The sequence below is a fragment of the Streptomyces sp. NPDC055103 genome, assembly GCF_053607625.1.
Map to the genome: position 1 here is coordinate 170644 of NZ_JBSGTX010000003.1, position 19670 is coordinate 190313.

The window sequence follows — 19670 nt, forward strand, 5'->3', positions numbered from 1 at the left end:
CCTCAGCCCCGCTCCCGTACCGCCCTCGCCAGGTCCGTCAGGAACGCCACCACGCCCGGCGGGCCCGCCACGGCGAGGTCCGCGCGGTCGGCGAGTTCCGGGACCTCGGTGGAGCCGCTGCAGACCAGCAGGCCCGGGGTGCCGTCCGAGCGGAGCTTCTCGACGGCGGCGAAGGCGGGCAGGTCGCCCAGGTCGTCGCCCGCGTAGAGCACGGACTCGGCGCCCGTCTCCCGTACGTACTCGGCGAGCGCCACGCCCTTGTCCATGCCCGGGGGCCGCAGCTCCAGGACCATCCGGCCCGGCTCCAGGACCAGGCCGTGGTGGGTGGCGAGGTCGCCGAGGGGGCCCCTGAGGGCCTCGAAGGCGCCCTCGGGGTCGAGCGCGCGGCGGGTGTGAACGGCGACCGCCCGGCCCTTCTCCTCGATCCAGACGCCCGGCCAGGCGCCCGCCCGGTCGAGGAAGCCGGGGAGCTCGGCGCGGACGGAGGCCACGCCCGGGTGCGCGGCGGCGGCCTTGACGGTGCCGCTGACGGCGTCCCAGCGTTCGGCGCCGTAGTGGCCGAGGACGACGAGGTGTTCGAGGCCGGGGACTCCGGCGAAGCCGCCGTAGCGGACGGCGACCCCGGCGGGGCGGCCGGTCACGACGGCGATCGAGGCGACCTCGGGCGCGAGGGCGGCGAGGGCGGCCACGGCACCGGGGTGGGCGCGGGCCTGTTCGGGGTCGGGGACGATCTCGGCGAGGGTGCCGTCGAAGTCGAGGGCGACGACGGCTTTCGCGGGGCGCGCGAGGAGCGCGGCCAGACCGTCGCGGCCGGCGGAGGTGGTCGGGTGCGGAAGGCTGCTGACCATGTTCACGACCCTACCGACGCGGGGCGCCCGCGTCAGCGTGGCCGGGGTCACCCGTACGTCCCTTACCCGGGTCCCCGTGGCCGGGGTCACCCGTACGTCCCTTACCCGGGTCCCCTACCGCCGCTGTTGCTTCTGCTCCCGCACCCGGCGCAGCCGGTTGACCGTCACCGGGTCGTGGGCGAGGGCGCGCGGGTCGTCGAGGAGGGCGTTGAGCAGCTGGTAGTAGCGGGTCGGGGAGAGGCCGAGGCCCTCGCGGACGGCCCGCTCCTTGGCGCCGGGGCCGGGCCAGGAGCGGCGCTCGACGGCGAGGAGGGCCCGCTCGCGCTCACCGAGCCCGCCGTCGCCGTCCGTCCCGCCCCGCTCTTCCCCGCCCTGCTCTTCGGTCATACGACCAATTTATTACTCCGCGTTCTCCGACCGCGCCGTCCTACTCGGCGGCCTCCGCCGCCGTCGCCGCCCGGCCTATCGAGCCGAGGACGTCGGCGGGCTTGCCGGCGGGGGTGACGGCCTTGCCGATGTTCTGCTTGACGTTCTCGCTGACCGTGGCCCAGGAGGTCTTGCCGACGGGCGGGAGCTGGGAGTCCGGAAGGCCCGCGAGGAACTCGCGCAGGTTGGCGTACTCGGGGTCGATCTCCATGCGGGCGGAGGCGCTGACGGTGACCGGCAGCAGGTCGTTGTCCCCGGCGAACTTCAGGACGTTCTCGTCGCTGAAGACGAAGTTGAGGAACTCGCCGATCTCCTTGCGGTGACCGTTCTGCTTGAAGCCCATGATCCAGTCGGCGACACCCATGGAGCTCCTGGGCTTGCCGTCGACGCCGGGCAGCGGCACCTGACCGACCTCGACGCCCTTCTTCGCGGCCTCCTTGAGCAGCGAGGGGTGGCCGTTGAGCATGCCGACCTCGCCGCTCGCGAAGGCGGCGAAGGCGGCCTTGCGGTTGAGCTTGCCGGGGGCGACGGGCCCGGTGAGGCCCTTGCCGACGAGGTTGTCCTTCAGCCAGTCGAAGGTGCGGATGTTCGCGTCGGAGTCGACGGCGTAGTGGTCGGAGGCGTCGGTCCAGCCGCCGCCGCCGCTGAGGAGCCACATCAGGGCCTCGGCCTGGGCCTCCTCGGGGCCGAGCGGCAGGGCGAAGGGCGTGCGGACGCCCTTGTCCTTGAGCTTCTCGGCGGCCTCGGCCAGCTCCGCCCAGGTGGTGGGCTCCTCGGCGCCGGCCTCCGCGAAGAGGGCCTTGTTGTAGAAGAGCGGCCGGGTGGAGGCGACGAAGGGCAGCCCGTACTGGGTGCGCTTGTTCTCTCCGGCGGCGACGAGCGGCGCGAGGAAGTTGGCCTGGACGGGGATGGAGAGGAGCTCGTCGGCGGCGTAGAGCTCGCCGGCGGCCGCGTAGTCGGCGTAGGCGCCGATCTGCGCGACGTCGGGGGCCTGGTCGGCCTTGACCATCTCGGCGACCTTGCGGTCGACGTCGTCCCAGGACTCGACCTGGATCTCGACCTTCACGCCCGGGTGCTTGGCCTCGAAGGCGGCGACGAGGTCGGTCCAGTACTTCTTGGTCGTGTCGCCGCCGGTGAGGTCGTAGTCGGCGGCGACCAGTCTGAGGGTCACGTCACCGCTCTCGCTCCCCAGGACGCCGCACCCGGCGACCGTAGAGGTCAGTCCGAGGGCGGCGGCGGCCGCGGTCAGTCCAAGGAATCGTCGCCGCTCCACGGCTTCATCCACCTTCTCGCTCGTCTTTGAGCTGCATGTGAGCTGCGCATGAGCGCGGGTTCGAGCTCATGCGCGTTGCGTTTGCGCTGAATGTGTACTGCTTTGAGCTGCATGTTCGCTCTCGGCAGGCCCGCAAGTCTCCCCCGCGGCCAGGCATGAGGTCTACACCACTTGGGTATCACTTCCGCAACGCAGCCGGGACCATGGGCCCCATGACGCCCACCGCGGGTCCTGAATTTGTATCCGTACGCAACAATCCTCGACAGTGGACTAGACCTTTTGGGTCCTCGCGCGCCAAACTGTCCCCCGTGAGACACGTCATCGCCCTGGATGTGGGCGGCACCGGCATGAAGGCCGCCCTCGTCGGGGCGGACGGCACCCTGCTCCACGAGGCCCGCCGCGCCACCGGGCGCGAACGCGGCCCCGAGGCGGTGGTCGAGACCATCCTCGGCTTCGCGGAGGACCTCCGTGCCCTCGGCCAGGAGCGCTACGGCGAGCCCGCCGCAGCCGCCGGAGTCGCCGTCCCCGGCATCGTCGACGCCGAGAACGGCATCGCCGTCTACGCCGCCAACCTCGGCTGGCGCGACGTTCCCCTGCGCGAACTCCTCAGCCGCCGCCTCGACGGCATCCCCGTCGCCCTCGGCCACGACGTGCGCACCGGCGGCCTCGCCGAGGGCCGCATCGGCGCGGGCAACGGCGCCGACCGCTTCCTCTTCGTGCCCCTCGGCACCGGCATCGCCGGCGCCATCGGCATCGGCGACCGCATCGAGGCCGGCGCCCACGGCTACGCCGGCGAGATCGGCCACATCGTCGTCCGCCCCGGCGGCACCGACTGCGGCTGCGGCCAGCGCGGCTGCCTGGAGCGGTACGCCTCCGCCTCCGCCGTCTCGCAGGCCTGGGCCGCCGCCTCCGGCGACCCCGAGGCCGACGCCGCCGACTGCGCCAAGGCCGTCGAGTCCGGCGACGCCACGGCCGTACGCGTCTGGCAGGAAGCCGTCGACGCCCTCGCCGACGGCCTCGTCACCGCGCTCACCCTGCTGGACCCCCGCACACTCATCATCGGTGGCGGTCTCGCCGAGGCCGGGGAAACCTTGTTCACACCACTCCGGGCCGCGGTGGAGGAGCGCGTCACGTTCCAGAAGCTGCCCGCCATCGTCCCGGCGGCCCTCGGGGACACCGCCGGATGCCTGGGCGCGGGCCTCCTCGCCTGGGACCTGCTCGCCGACCAGCACTCCACCGACTCGGAGGTTTCCGCCTGATGGCCGATCACCAGGTTCTCGCCGGCGCACACGTCGTGCTGCCCACCGGAATCGTCGAGAACGGACGCGTGATCGTCGAAGGCGACCGCATCGTCGGCAGCTCCTCCGAGGGCGCCCCGGCCGTCGACCTGACCGGGCACTGGCTCGTCCCCGGCTTCGTCGACATGCACAACCACGGCGGCGGCGGCGCGTCCTTCACCTCCGGCACCGTCGACGAGGTCCTCAAGGGCGTCCACACCCACCGCCTGCACGGCACGACCACCGTCGTCGCCTCCTTCGTCACCGGCGAGATGGACTTCCTCACCCAGCGGGCCGGCCTGCTCTCCGAGCTCGCCGAGCAGGGCGAGATCGCCGGCCTCCACTTCGAGGGCCCGTTCATCTCCCCCTGCCGCAAGGGCGCCCACGACGAGAAGCTGCTCCGCGACCCCGACCCGGCCGAGGTCCGCAAGCTGATCGACGCCGGCCGCGGCCAGGCCAAGATGGTCACGCTCGCCACCGAGCTGCCCGGCGGCCTCGACTCCGTACGCCTCCTCGCCGAGCACGGCGTGATCGCCGCGATCGGCCACACCGACGCGACGTACGAGCAGACCGTCGCCGCCATCGACGCGGGCGCCACCGTCGCCACGCACCTCTACAACGCGATGCCCGCCCTCGGTCACCGCACGCCCGGCCCGATCGCCGCGCTCCTGGAGGACGAGCGGATCACCGTCGAGCTCATCAACGACGGCACCCACCTCCACCCCGCCGCCCTGGAGCTCGCCTTCCACCACGCGGGCCCGCGCCGGGTCGCCTTCATCACCGACGCGATGGACGCGGCCGGCTTCGGCGACGGCCGGTACTCCCTCGGCCCGCTCGCCGTCGAGGTCAAGGACGGCGTCGCCCGGCTCGTCGAGGGCGGCTCCATCGCCGGCTCGACCCTCACCCTGGACCGCGCCTTCCAGCGCGCCGCCACCATCGACGGCCTCCCCGTCGAGTCGGTCGTCGAGGCCATCTCCGCCAACCCGGCCCGCCTCCTCGGCGTCTACGACCGGGTCGGCTCCCTGGAGCCCGGCAAGGACGCCGACATCGTCGTCCTCGACGCCGACTTCACCCTCAAGGGCGTCATGCGCAAGGGCGCCTGGATCGTCGACCCGACGGCGCCGGGCACGACGGCCTGACCGGACGTCAAGGCCGTCGGGCTCGGAAGTCGCGGCGGCCTGACCGGACGTCACGGCCGTCCGACTCGACGAGTCAAGGCGGCCTGATCAGGGGTCATACGGCGCCATAAGGAAGGGCGGTCGGTCGCGGGTCTGGGCCAACCGCCTTTCCTTTGGCATGATCGGTGCCCGTCGGGACGCACGTTCCACAGGACTTCACACGGAGTACGGGGGGGTGGACAGGTGATCCTGACGGTCACCCTCAACACGGCACTGGACCTGACCTACCGGGTCCCCGCCCTCACCCCGCACGCCTCCCACCGGGTCACCCAGGTCATCGAACGCCCCGGCGGCAAGGGCCTCAACGTCGCCCGGGTGCTCGCCGCGCTCGGTCACGAGACCGTCGTCACCGGCTTCGCGGGCGGCGCCACCGGCGCGATGCTGCGGGACCTGCTCGCCGCGACCCCCGTCCGGGACGAGCTCGTGACGACCGCGGGCCCCACCCGCCGTACCGTCGCCGTCGTCGACACCGCGAGCGGCGACACGACCCAGCTCAACGAACCCGGCCCGACCGTCACCGCCGACGAGTGGGCCGTCTTCCGCGCCCGCTTCACCGAACTCCTCGACGGAGCCCGGGCGGTCGCCCTCTGCGGCAGCCTGCCGCCGGGCATCCACGTGGGCGCGTACGCGGAACTCGTCCGGCTCGCGCGCGCCGCCGCCGTCCCCGTACTCCTCGACACCAGCGGGGAACCCCTGCGGCGGGGCATCGCCGCCCGCCCCGACCTGGTCAAGCCGAACGCCGACGAGCTCGCCCAGCTCACCGGCTCCCGCGACCCGCACCGGGCCACCCGCGACGCGCGCCGCCGGGGCGCCCACGCAGTGATCTCGTCCCTGGGCCCGGAGGGCCTGCTCGCCGCCACCCCCGAGGGCCTGTGGCGCGCGGCACCCCCTGCCGCCGTCCGGGGAAACCCGACGGGCGCGGGCGACTCGGCCGTCGCGGGCCTGCTCTCGGGCCTGGTGGACGACGCCCCCTGGCCCGAACGCCTCACCCGCGCCGTCGCCCTCTCGGCGGCGACGGTCCTCTCCCCTGTGGCGGGCGAGTACGACGCGGCGGCCTACGAGGAACTGCTGCCCCGCGTGAAGGTGACGCAGGAGACCCCCTGATCCTCGACAGGAGCAGGGGGCCGGGGCCGAGGGCCGGAAGGCCGGGGGCCGGGGGCGGAATTCCGCGGGGTCATCCGGTGGCGGGCGTGACTTCCAGCCAGTCGAGCAGCACGTTGCACTGATTGCCGGTCTCGCACGAGATCTTGATCTCGTTGTCGCCCTTCTGGAGGGTGACCGGCGCCCAGGTGGTCTGCCAGTTCTTCTCCAGGTTCGGGTCGGAGGACTTGATGAAGTTCTTCAGACCGAGCGGCGAGGAGTTCGCCTTGCCGTTGACCGTCAGGGTGGCGTTGGCGTCGACCGCGGGGATCGCGTACCGCACGGTCAGGCGGTACGCGCCCTCCGTCGGCATGTTCGCCTTCCACGTCACCGAGGCGCCGACCGTGTTGAAGCCCGAGACGTAGGTGCCGTCCACGCCCTCGGCGCCCGTGACGGTCTTCTCCGTGCCGGCCGTGCCGCCAAGCTTCAGCGTCGCCGCGTCCTGCTTCGGCAGCTCGACCGGGGTCGGCTCCGTGCTCGGTTGGGTGCTGGGCTCCCCGGAACTCTGGGAGGAGGGCGCGGTCGACGGCGTGCCGCCACCGGCCTGGCCCTTCTTGTCGTCCTCGTCGCCGTTGTTCGAGATCACGGCGGCGGCGATGCCGACGACCACGACCGCGACGACCGCGACCGCGCCGATCAGCAGGCCCCTGGTGTTGGGGCCTCCGCCGGAGCCACCGCGCTGCGGCGGGGGCGGGGACTGGCGGGTCGGCGGGCCGCCGTAGGTCTCGGGGGCGGCGTACTGCGCGTGCGGCTGCCCGTACGGCTGCTGCTGGCCGTAGGGGGCCTGCTGCTGCGGCGGCACGTAGGGCTGCTGGCCCTGCGGCGGCTGACCGTACTGGCGCTCGCCGACCGTCCTGACCTGGTTGTACGAGGTCCGGGGCACGCCGGGCTGAGCGCCACCGGGGCCGGGGTAGCCGTAGCCACCGCCGTGCGGCGCCTGGGCGCCCGCTGCCTGACCGTCCTCGTACAGGTAGCCGAACGGATCGTCGTCCTCGGGCTTGCTCGCGCCGTCGTTACCGGCAGCCATCCGGTCACTCCTATCCATGCTCGCCAGCCGTCGCCGACCGGCCGAGCCTACCTCGAACGGACCAGCGCCCGGGGCGGGCCTTGACAGGCGGACGGGTGGCGGTCGGGTGGCGAGCGGGTGGCGGTCGCGTCAGCCGGCCCGGCGGTGGACCTTGGCGCGGGAGCGCTTCTCGATGTACATCCGCTGGTCGGCGGAGTTCAGGACCTCTTCGACCGTCATCCCGCACTCGGCCCAGCCGATGCCGAAACTCGCCCCGACACGGACGGCCCTGCCGTCCACCCGGATGGGCGGAATGATCGCGTTCCGGAGGCGGACGGCCAGGTCGGCGGCGTCGGCCGCGCCGAGGCCGTCGGCGAGGACGACGAACTCGTCACCGCCGAGCCGGGCGACGGTGTCGCCGTCCCGGACGCCGGTGGTGAGCCGGCGGGCGACCTCGATGAGGACGGCGTCGCCGGTGTGGTGGCCGAAGCGGTCGTTGATCGACTTGAAGCCGTCGAGGTCGCAGAAGAGGACGGCGAGCCCCTTCGTACCGTCGTCGACCTCGCCGGTGGACGGGGCGACGGTGTGGACGTGGTGGTCGTACGGCCCGGCGCCGTTCGCCGGCTCGAAACCGAAGCCGTGCCCGTGCTCGTGCTCGTACGGCGACTCGTAGCGGGTCTCGTAGCCGGAGGCGGAGCCGGATCCGGACTCGTAGCCGGAGGCGCCGCCCGTGGCGACGTGGTGCCCGGTGTCGTGTCCGGCGTCGTGCCCCTGGCCGTAGCCGGGGCCGTAGCCGCCGTCCCTCGCCGAGTCGTAGCCGCCGTCGTGCCCGCCGCCCTCGTAACCGGCGCCGGCGTACGCCGCGACCTGCGCGGGGCGCTCGCAGAGGCGGGCGGAGAGCCGGGAGCGCAGCTCGGCGCTGTTGGGGAGGCCGGTGAGGGCGTCGTGCGAGGCGCGGTGGGCGAGCTGGAGCTCGTGGCGCTTGCGCTCCTCGATGTCCTCGACGTGGGTGAGGAGGAAGCGGGGGCCGTCGGCGGTGTCCGCGACGACCGAGTTCCGCAGGGACACCCAGACGTACGTGCCGTCGCGCCGCCCGAGGCGCAACTCGGCGCGGCCGCCCTCGGCGGAGGTCCTGAGCAGGGTCCCTATGTCCTCGGGGTGGACGAGGTCGGCGAAGGAGTAGCGCCGCATGACGGAGGCGGGCCGGCCGAGGAGCCGGCACAGGGCGTCGTTCGTACGGAGCAGCCGGCCGTGCTGGTCGCCGCCCATCTCGGCGATGGCCATGCCGGAGGGGGCGTACTCGAAGGCCTGGCGGAAGGACTCCTCGCTGGCGCGGAGGGCCTGCTGCTCCCTTTCGAGCCGGACGAGGGCCCGCTGCATGTTGGAGCGGAGGCGGGCGTTGCTGATCGCGATCGCCGACTGCGAGGCGTACATCTGGAGCGCTTCCTGGCCCCAGGGGCCGGGGTGCCGGCCGTTGCGCGGGCGGTCGACGGATATGACGCCGAGCAGTTCACGGCCGGAGCCGGAGGCGTACATGGGGGCGTAGAGGCGGTCGTGGGGGTGCCACTCGTCCTCGAAGCGGGGCGCGGGGCCGTCGGTGTGCCACTGGGGGACGTCGTCCTCCATGAGCACCCAGCCCTCGGTGTGCGGGATGAAGCGGAGGTCGCCCCAGGAGGAGCCCATGGAGAGGCGGCGGTCCCAGGAGGCGCGGGAGCCGACCCGGCCGGTGATCAGGGCCTCGGCGGCGGAGCTTCCGGCGAAGGCGGCGACGACGAGGTCACCGTCGGGACGGACGAGGTTGACACAGGCCAGCTCGTAGTTGAGACCGGCGACCACACCGTCGGCGACGGTCTGCAGGGTGTCCGCCAGGCTGCGGGCTGTGTTGAGGTCCGCCACGACCTGATGCAGCTGCCGCAGGGTCGAGAGACGGACGTACGGCTCCGACTCGGTCTCCATCGCTCGCTCTCCCCGAGACCTCGACAGCAACTCCAGGGTTCTCATCGGCTTCGTGCTGCACTGTCCCTGCCACTGAATCACAGCGAGCTGCGCACCCGGTACACAGGGTCAACAAATACCGTCGTCTGTGACCCAAGTCACAGCAGGTCATGGCGGGTCGCGCGCGACCTCCTGGGATGGTCCGGGCCTACGGGACGGTATAGGGGACACGTGCCACCAGACGTGTGCACGTACCGCCGGGGACGTACTGCCGGGGACGTGCTCGTGCCGCCGGAGGGACACGCGCCGGCGGGCGTGGGCTCAGGCGCCCGGCGGCAGGACCAGCGGCTTGCGCAGCAGCCACCGGCCGAAGGTCCGGCGCGCCGGCCGGAGCACGACGACCTCCTGGTCCGCGTCCCCGTCAGGAGGGGGGTCCTAGGACCCTCGGGGGTGGCGGACTGGTCCCCGGGTCCGATGCGGCCCGCGACCTGCCCGGAATAGCGTGCGGGTGTGCTGCAGAAGACGCCCGCCCCGCCCGCCATGTCCGATCTGGCCATCCCTCATGCTGAGGGGGTGAGCAACGACGAGTTCCGGGCGGCGATGTCCCGCCTCGCCGCGGGCGTGGTCCTGGTGACCGCGCACGACCCCGACGAGGGCCCGCACGGCGAGGACGTCGGCATGACGGCCACCGCGTTCATGTCGGTCTCCCTCGACCCGCCCCTGGTCCTGGTCAGCCTCCGCAACGGCTCCCGCATGGACGACCTGCTCGCGGAGGTCCCCGTCTGGGCGGTCTCGATCCTCTCCGAGGGCCAGCGGCAGATCGCCGGGCGCTTCGCGATGAAGAACCGTGTCAGCGACCGGCTCCTCTTCGCCGACCTTCCGTACACGCGCGGCGAGGAGAGCGGCGCGCCGCTGCTGGGCGGCGCGCTGTCGGTCCTGGAGTGCCGCACGGAGAGCCGTGTCGTGGCCGGGGACCACACCCTGGTGGTCGGCCGGGTCCTGACGGTCGGTCTGCCCTCGGGGGACGGCAGCGGCCCGCTGACGTACTTCCAGGGGAAGTACCGGCACCTGAGCTGAACCGCACGGGGGGCAGGCGGGACTTCCCGGACAGGCCGTAGGGGTGGTCAGCCCCAGTCCCCCCGGGACTGGCGGGTCTTCTTGGTCTCCGAGCGCTGCTTCTTCTCGCGCAGCCGGCGTTCGTTGATGCCGCGCGGGATCTTCGTCGCCCTGCGGGGCTTCGGCGGCGGGGCCGTCGCCTCGGCGAGGAGCGTGGCGAGGCGCACCGCGGCCGTCTCGCGGTTGCGCCACTGGGAGCGGTGCTCCGATGCGCGGACCGTCACGACGCCGTTGACCAGGCGAGAGGCCAGGCGCTCCAGGGCGCGGGCCTTCCACACCTCGGGGAGCGACGTGGTGGCCGCGAGGTCGAAGCGGAGCTCGACCTGCGAGTCGCTGGTGTTCACGTGCTGCCCGCCCGGCCCCGACGACCGCGAGAAACGCCACTGGAGCTCGGCCTCGGGCAGCGAGACGGAGCCGCGGATGGGATACGGACCGGACATGCCCTCCATGTTCCCCTCAGTGGGCCGTTGGAGTCATCCTGTTTTCGGCTTGAACCCGTCGGGAACCGCTGAGGGCCCGTGCGCGTTTCTCCAGGCGACGACACCACGATGAAAGGGACTTTCCATGGCTGTGAGCCTGTCCAAGGGCGGCAACGTCTCCCTGACCAAGGAGGCCCCGGGCCTCGCCGCCGTCACCGTGGGCCTCGGCTGGGACGTCCGCACCACCACCGGCACCGACTTCGACCTCGACGCGTCCGCGATCGGTGTGGACGCCGCCGGCAAGGTCGCCTCCGACGCCCACTTCGTCTTCTTCAACAACAAGGCGACGCCGGACCAGACCATCGTCCACACCGGTGACAACCGCACCGGCGAGGGCGGCGGCGACGACGAGCAGATCAACGTCAACCTCGCGGGCCTCCCGGCGACCGTCGACAAGATCGTCTTCCCGGTCTCGATCTACGACGCGGTCACCCGCTCGCAGAACTTCGGCCAGGTGCGGAACGCCTACATCCGCATCGTCAACCAGGCCGGCGGCGCCGAGCTCGCCCGCTACGACCTCTCCGAGGACGCCGCCGTCGAGACCGCCATGGTCTTCGGCGAGCTCTACCGCAACGGCGCGGAGTGGAAGTTCCGCGCGGTCGGCCAGGGCTACGCCTCGGGCCTTGAGGGCATCGCCCGCGACTTCGGCGTCAACCTCTAGGACAGCCGTCACAGATCTGGTCCAAGACCTCGTCCGAGAGTCGCTGAGCCCCGGCCGGGAATTCCCGCCCGGGGCTCTAGCCTTACCGCGTGATCGTCGAAGCCCTCGCCCCGAAGGCCCTGGAGGACGGCGCCGCCCTCCCCGGCCCGCTGCTCACCGAACTGACCGCGCTCTACGCGTCGAACGAGGAGTTCCAGCAGCTCAGCGGCGACTTCCCGGACCCGTCCGACATCCGCCCCGAGCAGGTCGCCGCGGCCCTCGCCGACGACCTCGCGCAGCCCACCGCCGAGGTACTCCTGGCCCGCTCCGAGGGCCGGCTCGTCGCCATCGCCGTCACCCTCGGCCGCCACCCCGACCCGGCCGATCCCGACCCGTGGCTCGGTCTGCTCATGGTCCACGGGGGCGAACAGCGCGCCGGCCACGGGCGCCGGCTCGCCGCGTACGTCGAGGACCGCTTCCGCGCAGCCGGCCGCACCGGTCTGCGGCTCGCCGTCCTGGAGAACAACCCGAAGGCGCTCGCCTTCTGGACCTCCCTCGGATACGAGGAGACCGACCGCCGCCCGGACCTGGCGCACGGCCGCCCGTGCGTCGTCCTGCGCAAGAGCCTGGCGGGCTAGGACGGGCCCCTACGGCTGTTCCGGCTTGCCCTCTCCGTACAACCAGACCTTCCACAGCCCGTCGAGGTCCTTCCCGGCCACGCTCTCCGCATAGGCCGTGAAGTCGTCCGTGGAGGCGTTGGCGTGCCGGTACTTCGCGGGCCAGCCGCGCAGGATCTCGTCGAAGGCCGCGTCCCCGACCGTCTCGCGCAGCTTGTGGAGGACCATCGCGCCACGCTGGTAGACGGGCGGGTCGAAGAGGTTCTCGGCGGAGGGCGGGGAGGCCGGCGGGAAGGCCCAGTTGACCTCCTGGACGAAGGCCCGCTCGAAGTGCGTGCGCGCGGGGACGTGCTCGTACTCCTCCGTGTACAGCCACTCGGCGTACGTGGCGAAGCCCTCGTTCAGCCACAGGTCCCGCCAGGTCGCGGGGGTGACCGAGTTCCCGAACCACTGGTGGGCCAGCTCGTGGACGAGGGTCGTCCGGTCGAAGGAGGCGGCGGGGAAGACGGGCCGGGTCTGGGTCTCCAGGGCGTAGCCGAGGGTCCCGTCCTCGGTGACGATCGCCCCGGCGGCCGAGAAGGGGTACGGGCCGAAACGCTTTGCCTGCCGGGCGAGGATCTCGGGGATCTCGCCCCGCAGCGCCGCGCTGCCCGCCGCGACCGACGGCTCGGCGGCGGTCAGGACGGGCACGGAACGGGTACCGGGCCCGTCCTCGGACTCCGCCGCCCCGGACGTGTTCGTCGCGGCCGAGGCGGTCGGGTCCGCCTCCGCCGCCCCGTTCGTGTCCGACGCCGACTCCGGCGTCGCGGCCGTGTCCGTCGCCGTCTCGTACCGGCCGATCGCGACCGTCGCCAGGTAGCTCGCCATCGGTTCGGCCGCGTGCCACACGGTGGTGACGCGGCCGTCCCGCTCCGTCCGCCGCTCGGTCCTCACGCCGTTGGAGAGCGCTTCGAGCCCGGCCGGGACGGTGAGCGTGATGTCGTACGCGGCCTTGTCGGCGGGGTGGTGGTTGCCGGGGAACCAGGTCATGGAGCCCGCGGGTTCGCCGACCGCGACCGCCCCGTCGTCGGTGCGCAGCCAGCCCTCCGCGGAACCGTCCGGGTCCGTGAGCGGCTCCGGCACGCCCGTATAGGTGACGGTCGCCGTGAACTCCGCCCCGTCGCGGATCTCCTCGCGCGGACGGAGCGTCAGCTCGTTCCCGGCCCTGTTGTACGCGGCGGGGGCGCCCTCGACGGTGGCCCCGGCGACGCGGAGCCCGGCCAGGTCCAGGTTGAAGGCGCTGAGTTCCTGGGTGGCGCGGGCGGTGATCTCGGCGGTGCCGTCGAGGCGCCCGCTGCCCGGGTCGTAGGCGAGGGACAGCGCGTAGTGCCGTACGTCGTAGCCGCCGTTGCCGAGCTTCGGGAAGTACGGGTCGCGCAGCCCGGCGGCCCCGGGAGCCCCCCGCACCCCGCTGCCGGCCTCCGTGCAGCCACCGGCAAGGAGCGCGAGGGCGAGCAGGGCCGCGGCGGCTCCGGTGCGGGTCCGGGTGCTGGTGCTGGTCCGGGTGCGTCGCCGGGTCACGTCCTCGTACTCGTCCACGTACACGTATCGATCCTAAGCAGGACGGATGCACGGGGCCGGACACGGAAACGGCGGTGGCGCCCGGCGGGGGATCCGGGCGCCACCGCCGGTCGGGGGGCAGACGGCTCAGTTGGTTCAGCCGGCTCGGTTGGCGAGCGCGGCCACGCCCGCCTGGGCGAACTTCTCGTCCAGGTCGCCGGACGGGGCGCCCGCGACGCCGATGCCCGCGATGGGCGCGCCCTTGGCGGTGACCGGGGCGCCGCCCGCGAGGAAGAGGGTGCCGGGGATGTCCTTCAGGTTCGGGGCCTGGGCGAGGCGGCCCGCGAGGACGGAGGTCGGGGCGTTCCAGGAGACGGCGGTGAACGCCTTGCGCTCGGCGGACTCGTAGGACTGCGGGCCGGCGCCGTCACCGCGCAGGGTCACGATGGTGTTGCCGTTGCGGTCGACGACGGCGACGGAGACGCGCTGGTTCTCCTTCTCGGCGGCGTCCAGGGTCGCCTGGGCGGCCTTCGTGGCGGCCGCGATCGTCAGGTGCGTCGACTGCTGGAGGTTGTCGTTGCCGGCGTCGGCCATGACCGCGGCGGGGGCGGCGGCCGGGGCGGAGGCGTTCGCGGAGACCGCGCCGAAGGTGCCGGCGGCGAGGACAGCGGCGGCGGCGGCACCGAAGAGGATCTTCTTCATGAGGAACTCCGTGAGGTGAGGCGAGGTGAGGCGAGGTGAGGTGGAGGGGGGGCGAGGAGGCCGGTCGTTCGTGCGTTCGTTCGCTCTGAGATCCATCCTGTGGCCGGACCCGGGGCCTTTCGGTCCACGGTCCGGCTGTCCTCCTCGCGCACACTGGAGGACGGCCGGGTCAGCCGATCGGCTGATGCCGGACTGGTCCCTCCGGGCCACGATGGACAGATATCCCCAGGTCAGGACTCGGGTCAGGACTCAGGTCAGGACTCACTCAGGTCAGGACTCAGGTCAGGACTCACTCAGGTCAGGACTCAGGTCAGGACTCACTCAGGTCAGGACTCAGGTCAGGACGGAAGCGAGAACGGAGGCAGGCAGGTGCCACCACCGCCCACCGAGCAGGACCCGGACGCCCCCTGGCTCGCGCGCGTCATGCACATCGCGTTCTTCCTCCTCCTCGGCGCCTCCCTCGCCCGCTTCCTGCTCCGGCACCCCTGGGAGGACCGCAGCCCCTGGATCGTCGCCCTCTCCGGTGCCCTCGCCTCGCTGTACCTCCTCGGCCCCGTCGTCGGCACCCGCGCCGCCCCGCGCCGGATCGCCTGGCTGGGCACGGTCGTCGCCGTCTGGATCGTGCTCGTCGTCCTCGCACCCAGCTTCGCCTGGTGCGCGGTCCCGCTCTTCTACACGGGGCTGCGCACCCTCCCGCCGCGCGCCGCGCTCGGCCTCGTCGTCCTGCTCACCGCCTTCGTCGTCTTCGCGCAGGTGCAGCTCGCCCACGGCGGCTGGGACCCGAACCTGATCGTCGCGCCGCCGGCCGTCGCCGCCATCGCCACCGGGGTGTTCGTGTACTCCGACCGGCAGGCCGCGCGGCAGCGGGCGCTCATCAACGACCTGATCCGCACCCGGCGCGAGCTGGCCGCCATCGAGCGCCGCGAGGGCACCCTCGCCGAGCGCCAGCGGCTCTCCATGGAGATCCACGACACCCTCGCGCAGGGCCTGTCCAGCCAGCAGATGCTGCTCCAGGCGGCGGACCGCACCTGGGACAGCGACCCGGGCACCGCCCGGCGCCATGTCCGTACCGCCGAGTCCATCGCCGAGCGCAACCTCGCCGAGGCCCGCCGCTTCGTCCACGACCTGGCCCCCGCCGACCTCGCCGAGGGCGGCGGCCTCGAAGAGGCCCTGCGCGGCCTGGCGGCGCGCGAGTCGGCGGACTTCCGGGTGGACGGGACCGCGGTGCCGCTGACCGACCGGACGCAGTCGGCGCTGCTGCGGATCGCGCAGGGCGCCCTCGCCAACATCCGCGAACACGCCGGTGCCGACTCCGCCGCCCTGACCCTCACCTATCTCGACGACCAGGTGGTCCTGGACATCGCCGACGACGGCCACGGCTTCGATCCGTCGCTCGCGCGCGACGCGGGCCGGCGCGGCCACGGGCTGCCCGCGATGCGGGTACGGGCGCAGCAGCTCGGCGGCACCCTGACGGTCGAGTCCACACCCGGCGAGGGCACGGTCCTCTCCGCCGCGATCCCCTTGACCCCCTGAGCCGGCTCTTGCCCCTCACCCCCACCTCTCGCCCCCAGGAGTCGCGATGTCCGTTCGGATCCTCCTCTGCGACGACCACGTCGTCGTCCGCGCCGGGCTGCTCGCCCTGCTCGGCAGCACCCCCGACATCGAGGTCGTCGGCGAGGCCGGCAGCGGCGAGGAGGCCGTCGCGATGGCGGCCAAGCTGAAGCCCGACGTCGTCCTCATGGACCTCCAGCTCGGCCCTGGTATCGACGGCGTCGAAGCGACCCGGAAGATCTCGCCCACCGGTGTCCACGTCCTCGTCCTCACCACGTACGACACGGACGCCGACATCACCCGGGCCATCGAGGCGGGCGCCACCGGCTACCTCCTGAAGGCCGAGCGGCCCGAGGAGCTCTTCGCCGCCATCCACTCCGCCGCGCAGGGCCGCACCGCCCTCTCGCCGCCGGTCGCGAGCCGGGTCATGGACCGGATGCGGGGCGCGGCCGGTCCGAGCCTCACCGACCGCGAGCGCGACATCCTGGGCCAGCTCGGTCACGGGCTCGGCAACCGCGAGATCGCGCGGGCGCTGTTCATCAGCGAGGCGACGGTGAAGACCCACCTCGGCCGGATCTACGCGAAGCTCGGCGTCGACACGCGCGCGGGCGCCGTGGCGGTCGCGAAGGAACGCCGTCTGCTGCCGTAGGGGACGTCCCGCCTCACGCCGCCACCCGCCGCCCCGTAGCGCTTCCTGTCTCCGAGAGCCGACCCCCACTGCTACCGTGCGTTACTGTCCGAACGCACGGTGTCACATCTCAGTCTCAGTGGGAGCGCACGTGAAGCTCGCCATCGTCGGCGGCGGCCCCGCCGGCCTCTACCTCTCGATCCTGCTGAAGCGGCAGGACCCGTCCCACGACATCGCGGTGTACGAGCGGAACCCCGAGGGCTCCACCTACGGCTGGGGCGTCACCTACTGGGCGGCTCTCCTCGACAAGCTGCGCGCGGGCGACCCCGAGTCCGCCGCGGCCGTCGCCGAGGCCTCCGTCACCTGGACCGACGGCGTCGCGATCGTCCGCGACGAGCGGACCGTCCACCGCGGCGACGCCGGCTTCGGCATCGGACGGCGGCGGATGCTCGCGCTCCTCGCCGACCGGGCCGAGGAGCTCGGCGTCCGGGTCTCCTTCGAGCACGACGTGACCGGCCGGGACGCGCCCGAACTCGCCGACGCGGACCTGGTCGTCGCCGCCGACGGGGTCAACAGCGTGCTGCGCGAGGCGCACGCGGACCACTTCGGCAGCGAGGTCACCGCCGGCCGCAACCCGTACATCTGGCTCGGCACCACCAAGGTCTTCGACTCCTTCAGCTTCGCCTTCAAGGAGACCGAGCACGGCTGGATCTGGTGCTACGCCTACGGGTTCAGCGGCGAGCGCTCCACCTGCGTCGTCGAGTGCTCCCCGGAGACCTGGACCGGCCTCGGCCTCGACACCAGCGGCGAGACCGACAGCCTGCGCCTCCTGGAGAAGCTCTTCCACGACCTCCTCGACGGCCATGAGCTGATCGGCCGGGCGCAGGCCGACGACGCCGCCCAGTGGCTCACCTTCCGCACCCTCACCAACCGGTCCTGGCACCACGGCAACCTCGTCCTCCTCGGCGACGCCGCCCACACCACGCACTACTCGATCGGCGCGGGTACCACCCTGGCCCTGGAGGACGCGCTCGCCCTCGCGGACGCCCTGCGCGCACCCGAGGCGGTGCGCTCCCCCGCCGGCCTCGACGCCGCCCTCACCTCGTACGGGAAGCGCCGCCGCGCCGAGCTCGTCTCGGCCCAGAGCGCGGCCCGGTACAGCGCCCAGTGGTACGAGAACCTCCCCCGCTACATGCGGCTGGAGCCGGCGCGGATGTTCGCGCTCCTCGGCCAGCGCCACTCGCCGCTGCTCCCGCACGTCCCGCCGCAGCTGTACTACCGGATCGACCGGGCCGCCGAGCAGCTGGAGGCCCTGCGGCGCCTCAAGCGCTGGCTGGGCCCCCGCGTCGCCCGCGCGGTCCACGGCCGCCGCTGACAACGGCGGGCACCTCCCGGGTAGAGGTCACACGTCCCGGCGGTGGACCGCGATCAGGGCCACCGCCACCGCGCCCAGCGACCAGGCGGCGTACACGGTCCACGCCCCGCCCGTCGTCCACGGGTAGAGCACCGGCACCGGCGAGTCGCCGACCTCCGTGAGCCGCCGCCACGCGCCCTGCGGCAGGGCGTGCAGGAACGTCGCCGACCAGCGGTTCCGGTCGTCGACGAGCGCGGGCAGCAGGAGCAGGACCCCGGTGACGGTGACGATCGTGGTCGCCGTGTGCCGCAGGAGCGCCCCGAGGCCGAAGCCGACGAGCGCGCACACCGGGGCGAGCAGGGCGGACGCGGCGACGGCGGCCGGCGCGCCCTCGTAGGTGATCGACATGCCGACGCCCCGGCCGGAGAGCACGGCCTGTGTGGCGGCGAAGGAGACGGCGGCGACGAGGATCCCGTACACGAGCATGACGCCGGTGAGGACCAGCGTCTTCGCCGCCACCACGGCCCGCCGGTCGGGAACGGCCGCGAATGTCGTACGGATCTGGCCGGTGCCGTACTCGCCGACGATCACGAGCGCGCCGATGGAGCAGGTCGCGAGCATGAACACCATGGCCCCGCCGAGGGTGAAGGCGTCCCGCATCGCCCAGATGGGCACGAACAGGTCGCGGATGCCCTGGGCGTAGTGCGGGTAGTTGCGGTAGTCGGCGACGGCCGCGTTGAGGTTGACGCCGAGGACGGCGAACGCGCCGACGCCGAAGGCCCAGGGGGTGGAGCGCAGGGACCACAGCTTCATCCACTCGGCGGCGAGGAGATCCCGGAATCGGGCGTTCATCGGTTCGCTCCCTTCTTGTGGAACTCGACGCTGTCGGCGGTGAGTTCCATGAACGCGTCCTCCAAGGAGGAGGAGCGTGGCGCCAGTTCGGCGAGCGCGGTGCCGGACCGGAAGGCGAGCACACCGATGCGGTCCGCGCCCATCCCGGTCACGGTGAACGCCCCGCCCGCACCGTCCAAGGGCCGTACGGTCGCCCCCTCCCGGGCCAGGGCGGCTGCGAGGCCCTGCGCCGCGGCCGGGTCGGCGGTCCGCACGGCCACCCCGCCGCCGGAGCCGCGCGCGGCGAACTCCGCCAGGCTCTCCGCGGCGATCAGCGTGCCGCGGCCGATGACGACGAGGTCGTCGGCGGTGTGCTCCATCTCGCTCATCAGATGGCTGGAGACGAACACCGTGCGCCCCTCGGCGGCGAGCCGCCGGAACAGTCCGCGCGCCCACATCACGCCCTCCGGGTCAAGGCCGTTGACCGGCTCGTCGAAGAGCAGGACCGGCGGGTCGCCGAGCAGGGCGGCGGCGATCCCGAGCCGCTGCCGCATGCCGAGGGAGTAGCCGCCGATCCGGCGTCCGGCCACCTCGGCGAGCCCCACCTCGTCGAGGACCTCGCCGACCCGGCGGCGTGGGATGCCGTTGGTGCGGGCGAGGGCGGCCAGGTGGGCGTCGGCGGTCCGGCCGCCGTGCACGTCGTGCGCGTCGAGCAGCGCCCCGACGTGCCGCAGCCCCCGGGGCAGGTCCCGGAACCGCCGCCCGTCGACGGTGGCGCTCCCGGAGGTGGGCTCGTTCAGGCCCAGGATCAGCCGCAGCGTCGTGGACTTCCCGGCCCCATTGGGCCCGAGGAACCCGGTCACCCGCCCGGGCCGCACGCGAAAACTGAGCCCGTCGACGGCGACGCGAGCGTCTCCGACGGGGGCGGGACGGCCTCCGACGGGAGCGGAACCACCTCCGGCAGGGGCGGAGCCACCTCCGGCAGGGGCCGAACCACCTCCGGCAGGGGCGGAGCCACTTCCACCGGGGGCGGACCCGTCTCCGCCTGAGGCGGACCTGTCTCCGCCGGAAGCGGACCTGTCTCCGCCAGAAGCGCGCCGGGCAGGGAGGAGGCCGGGGAGGAGGCGGCG

The 19670-nt window shown here is 73.2% G+C and carries 18 protein-coding genes and 1 pseudogene; 9 read left to right on the top strand and 10 right to left on the bottom strand.

Annotation, left to right across the window (positions count from 1 at the left end):
* Positions 1 to 2: 2 nt before the first annotated feature.
* From otsB to ACWFR1_RS03900, 3 genes are all read right to left on the bottom strand, one after another.
* A complete protein-coding gene (otsB, locus tag ACWFR1_RS03890) occupies positions 3 to 848 on the bottom strand; it encodes a trehalose-phosphatase (protein WP_453546123.1) in 846 nt (281 codons plus the stop codon).
* A 114-nt stretch (positions 849 to 962) separates the two neighbouring features.
* Positions 963 to 1235 (bottom strand): DUF3263 domain-containing protein, encoded by a 273-nt coding sequence (locus tag ACWFR1_RS03895; RefSeq protein ID WP_453546125.1) that lies wholly within the window; start codon positions 1233 to 1235, stop codon positions 963 to 965.
* Positions 1236 to 1275: 40 nt separating this feature from the next.
* The gene (locus ACWFR1_RS03900) at positions 1276 to 2559 is read right to left on the bottom strand and encodes an extracellular solute-binding protein (RefSeq protein ID WP_453546127.1); all 1284 of its coding nucleotides are present in this window, start codon (positions 2557 to 2559) and stop codon (positions 1276 to 1278) included.
* 296 nt (positions 2560 to 2855) lie between these two features.
* Here ACWFR1_RS03900 and ACWFR1_RS03905 point away from each other — a divergent pair, with 296 nt between their 5' ends.
* The 3 genes from ACWFR1_RS03905 (at position 2856) to ACWFR1_RS03915 (ending at position 6106) form a co-directional block, all read left to right on the top strand.
* A complete protein-coding gene (locus ACWFR1_RS03905) occupies positions 2856 to 3806 on the top strand; it encodes an ROK family protein (protein ID WP_453546129.1) in 951 nt (316 codons plus the stop codon).
* Entirely contained in the window at positions 3806 to 4963 is a 1158-nt protein-coding gene (gene nagA / locus ACWFR1_RS03910) for an N-acetylglucosamine-6-phosphate deacetylase (RefSeq protein WP_453546131.1), read from the top strand. Before ACWFR1_RS03905 ends, nagA begins: the two co-directional genes overlap by 1 nt.
* Before the next feature lie 222 nt (positions 4964 to 5185).
* On the top strand, positions 5186 to 6106 hold the full coding sequence (locus tag ACWFR1_RS03915; RefSeq protein ID WP_453546133.1) for a 1-phosphofructokinase family hexose kinase: 921 nt from the start codon (positions 5186 to 5188) through the stop codon (positions 6104 to 6106).
* A gap of 70 nt (positions 6107 to 6176) precedes the next feature.
* Here ACWFR1_RS03915 and ACWFR1_RS03920 read toward each other — a convergent pair whose 3' ends face one another.
* Both ACWFR1_RS03920 and cdgB read right to left on the bottom strand, forming a co-directional pair.
* Positions 6177 to 7169 carry a CBM35 domain-containing protein gene (locus tag ACWFR1_RS03920; RefSeq protein WP_453546136.1) on the bottom strand — a complete coding sequence of 331 codons (993 nt, stop codon included), beginning with the start codon at positions 7167 to 7169 and terminating at the stop codon, positions 6177 to 6179.
* A gap of 129 nt (positions 7170 to 7298) precedes the next feature.
* Complete coding sequence (gene cdgB / locus ACWFR1_RS03925) at positions 7299 to 9104, bottom strand: diguanylate cyclase CdgB (protein WP_453546138.1); 1806 nt, start codon at positions 9102 to 9104, stop codon at positions 7299 to 7301.
* A gap of 489 nt (positions 9105 to 9593) precedes the next feature.
* On the opposite strand from cdgB, the gene ACWFR1_RS03930 reads away from it, so the two are divergent.
* Positions 9594 to 10160: a flavin reductase family protein gene (locus tag ACWFR1_RS03930; RefSeq protein WP_453546140.1), complete on the top strand. Its 567-nt coding sequence runs from the start codon at positions 9594 to 9596 to the stop codon at positions 10158 to 10160.
* 47 nt (positions 10161 to 10207) lie between these two features.
* On the opposite strand, the gene arfB is transcribed toward ACWFR1_RS03930, so the two are convergent.
* Positions 10208 to 10648, bottom strand: coding sequence for an alternative ribosome rescue aminoacyl-tRNA hydrolase ArfB (gene arfB, locus ACWFR1_RS03935; protein ID WP_453546142.1), 441 nt, complete (start codon positions 10646 to 10648; stop codon positions 10208 to 10210).
* Positions 10649 to 10763: 115 nt separating this feature from the next.
* On the opposite strand from arfB, the gene ACWFR1_RS03940 reads away from it, so the two are divergent.
* Entirely contained in the window at positions 10764 to 11339 is a 576-nt protein-coding gene (locus ACWFR1_RS03940; protein WP_453546144.1) for a TerD family protein, read from the top strand.
* Positions 11340 to 11428: 89 nt separating this feature from the next.
* A complete protein-coding gene (locus ACWFR1_RS03945; RefSeq protein WP_453546146.1) occupies positions 11429 to 11956 on the top strand; it encodes a GNAT family N-acetyltransferase in 528 nt (175 codons plus the stop codon).
* Between the two features lie 9 nt (positions 11957 to 11965).
* On the opposite strand, the gene ACWFR1_RS03950 is transcribed toward ACWFR1_RS03945, so the two are convergent.
* Positions 11966 to 13495 carry a M1 family metallopeptidase gene (locus ACWFR1_RS03950; RefSeq protein WP_453546221.1) on the bottom strand — a complete coding sequence of 510 codons (1530 nt, stop codon included), beginning with the start codon at positions 13493 to 13495 and terminating at the stop codon, positions 11966 to 11968.
* 135 nt (positions 13496 to 13630) lie between these two features.
* Positions 13631 to 14176, bottom strand: coding sequence for a GlcG/HbpS family heme-binding protein (locus ACWFR1_RS03955; RefSeq protein ID WP_453546149.1), 546 nt, complete (start codon positions 14174 to 14176; stop codon positions 13631 to 13633).
* 423 nt (positions 14177 to 14599) lie between these two features.
* Between ACWFR1_RS03955 and ACWFR1_RS03960 the strand changes: the two genes are divergently transcribed.
* The 3 genes from ACWFR1_RS03960 to ACWFR1_RS03970 all read left to right on the top strand — a co-directional run bounded on the left by ACWFR1_RS03960 (position 14600) and on the right by ACWFR1_RS03970 (position 17730).
* On the top strand, positions 14600 to 15709 hold the full coding sequence (locus ACWFR1_RS03960) for a sensor histidine kinase (RefSeq protein WP_453546223.1): 1110 nt from the start codon (positions 14600 to 14602) through the stop codon (positions 15707 to 15709).
* Between the two features lie 46 nt (positions 15710 to 15755).
* Entirely contained in the window at positions 15756 to 16376 is a 621-nt protein-coding gene (locus tag ACWFR1_RS03965; RefSeq protein WP_453546152.1) for a response regulator, read from the top strand.
* A gap of 130 nt (positions 16377 to 16506) precedes the next feature.
* Positions 16507 to 17730: an FAD-dependent monooxygenase gene (locus ACWFR1_RS03970; RefSeq protein ID WP_453546154.1), complete on the top strand. Its 1224-nt coding sequence runs from the start codon at positions 16507 to 16509 to the stop codon at positions 17728 to 17730.
* 27 nt (positions 17731 to 17757) lie between these two features.
* On the opposite strand, the gene ACWFR1_RS03975 is transcribed toward ACWFR1_RS03970, so the two are convergent.
* A complete protein-coding gene (locus tag ACWFR1_RS03975; protein ID WP_453546155.1) occupies positions 17758 to 18561 on the bottom strand; it encodes an ABC transporter permease in 804 nt (267 codons plus the stop codon).
* Positions 18558 to 19442: pseudogene (locus ACWFR1_RS03980) on the bottom strand (ATP-binding cassette domain-containing protein); the annotation flags it as partial. The gene ACWFR1_RS03975 and the pseudogene ACWFR1_RS03980, both read right to left, overlap by 4 nt.
* Positions 19443 to 19670 lie beyond the last annotated feature (228 nt).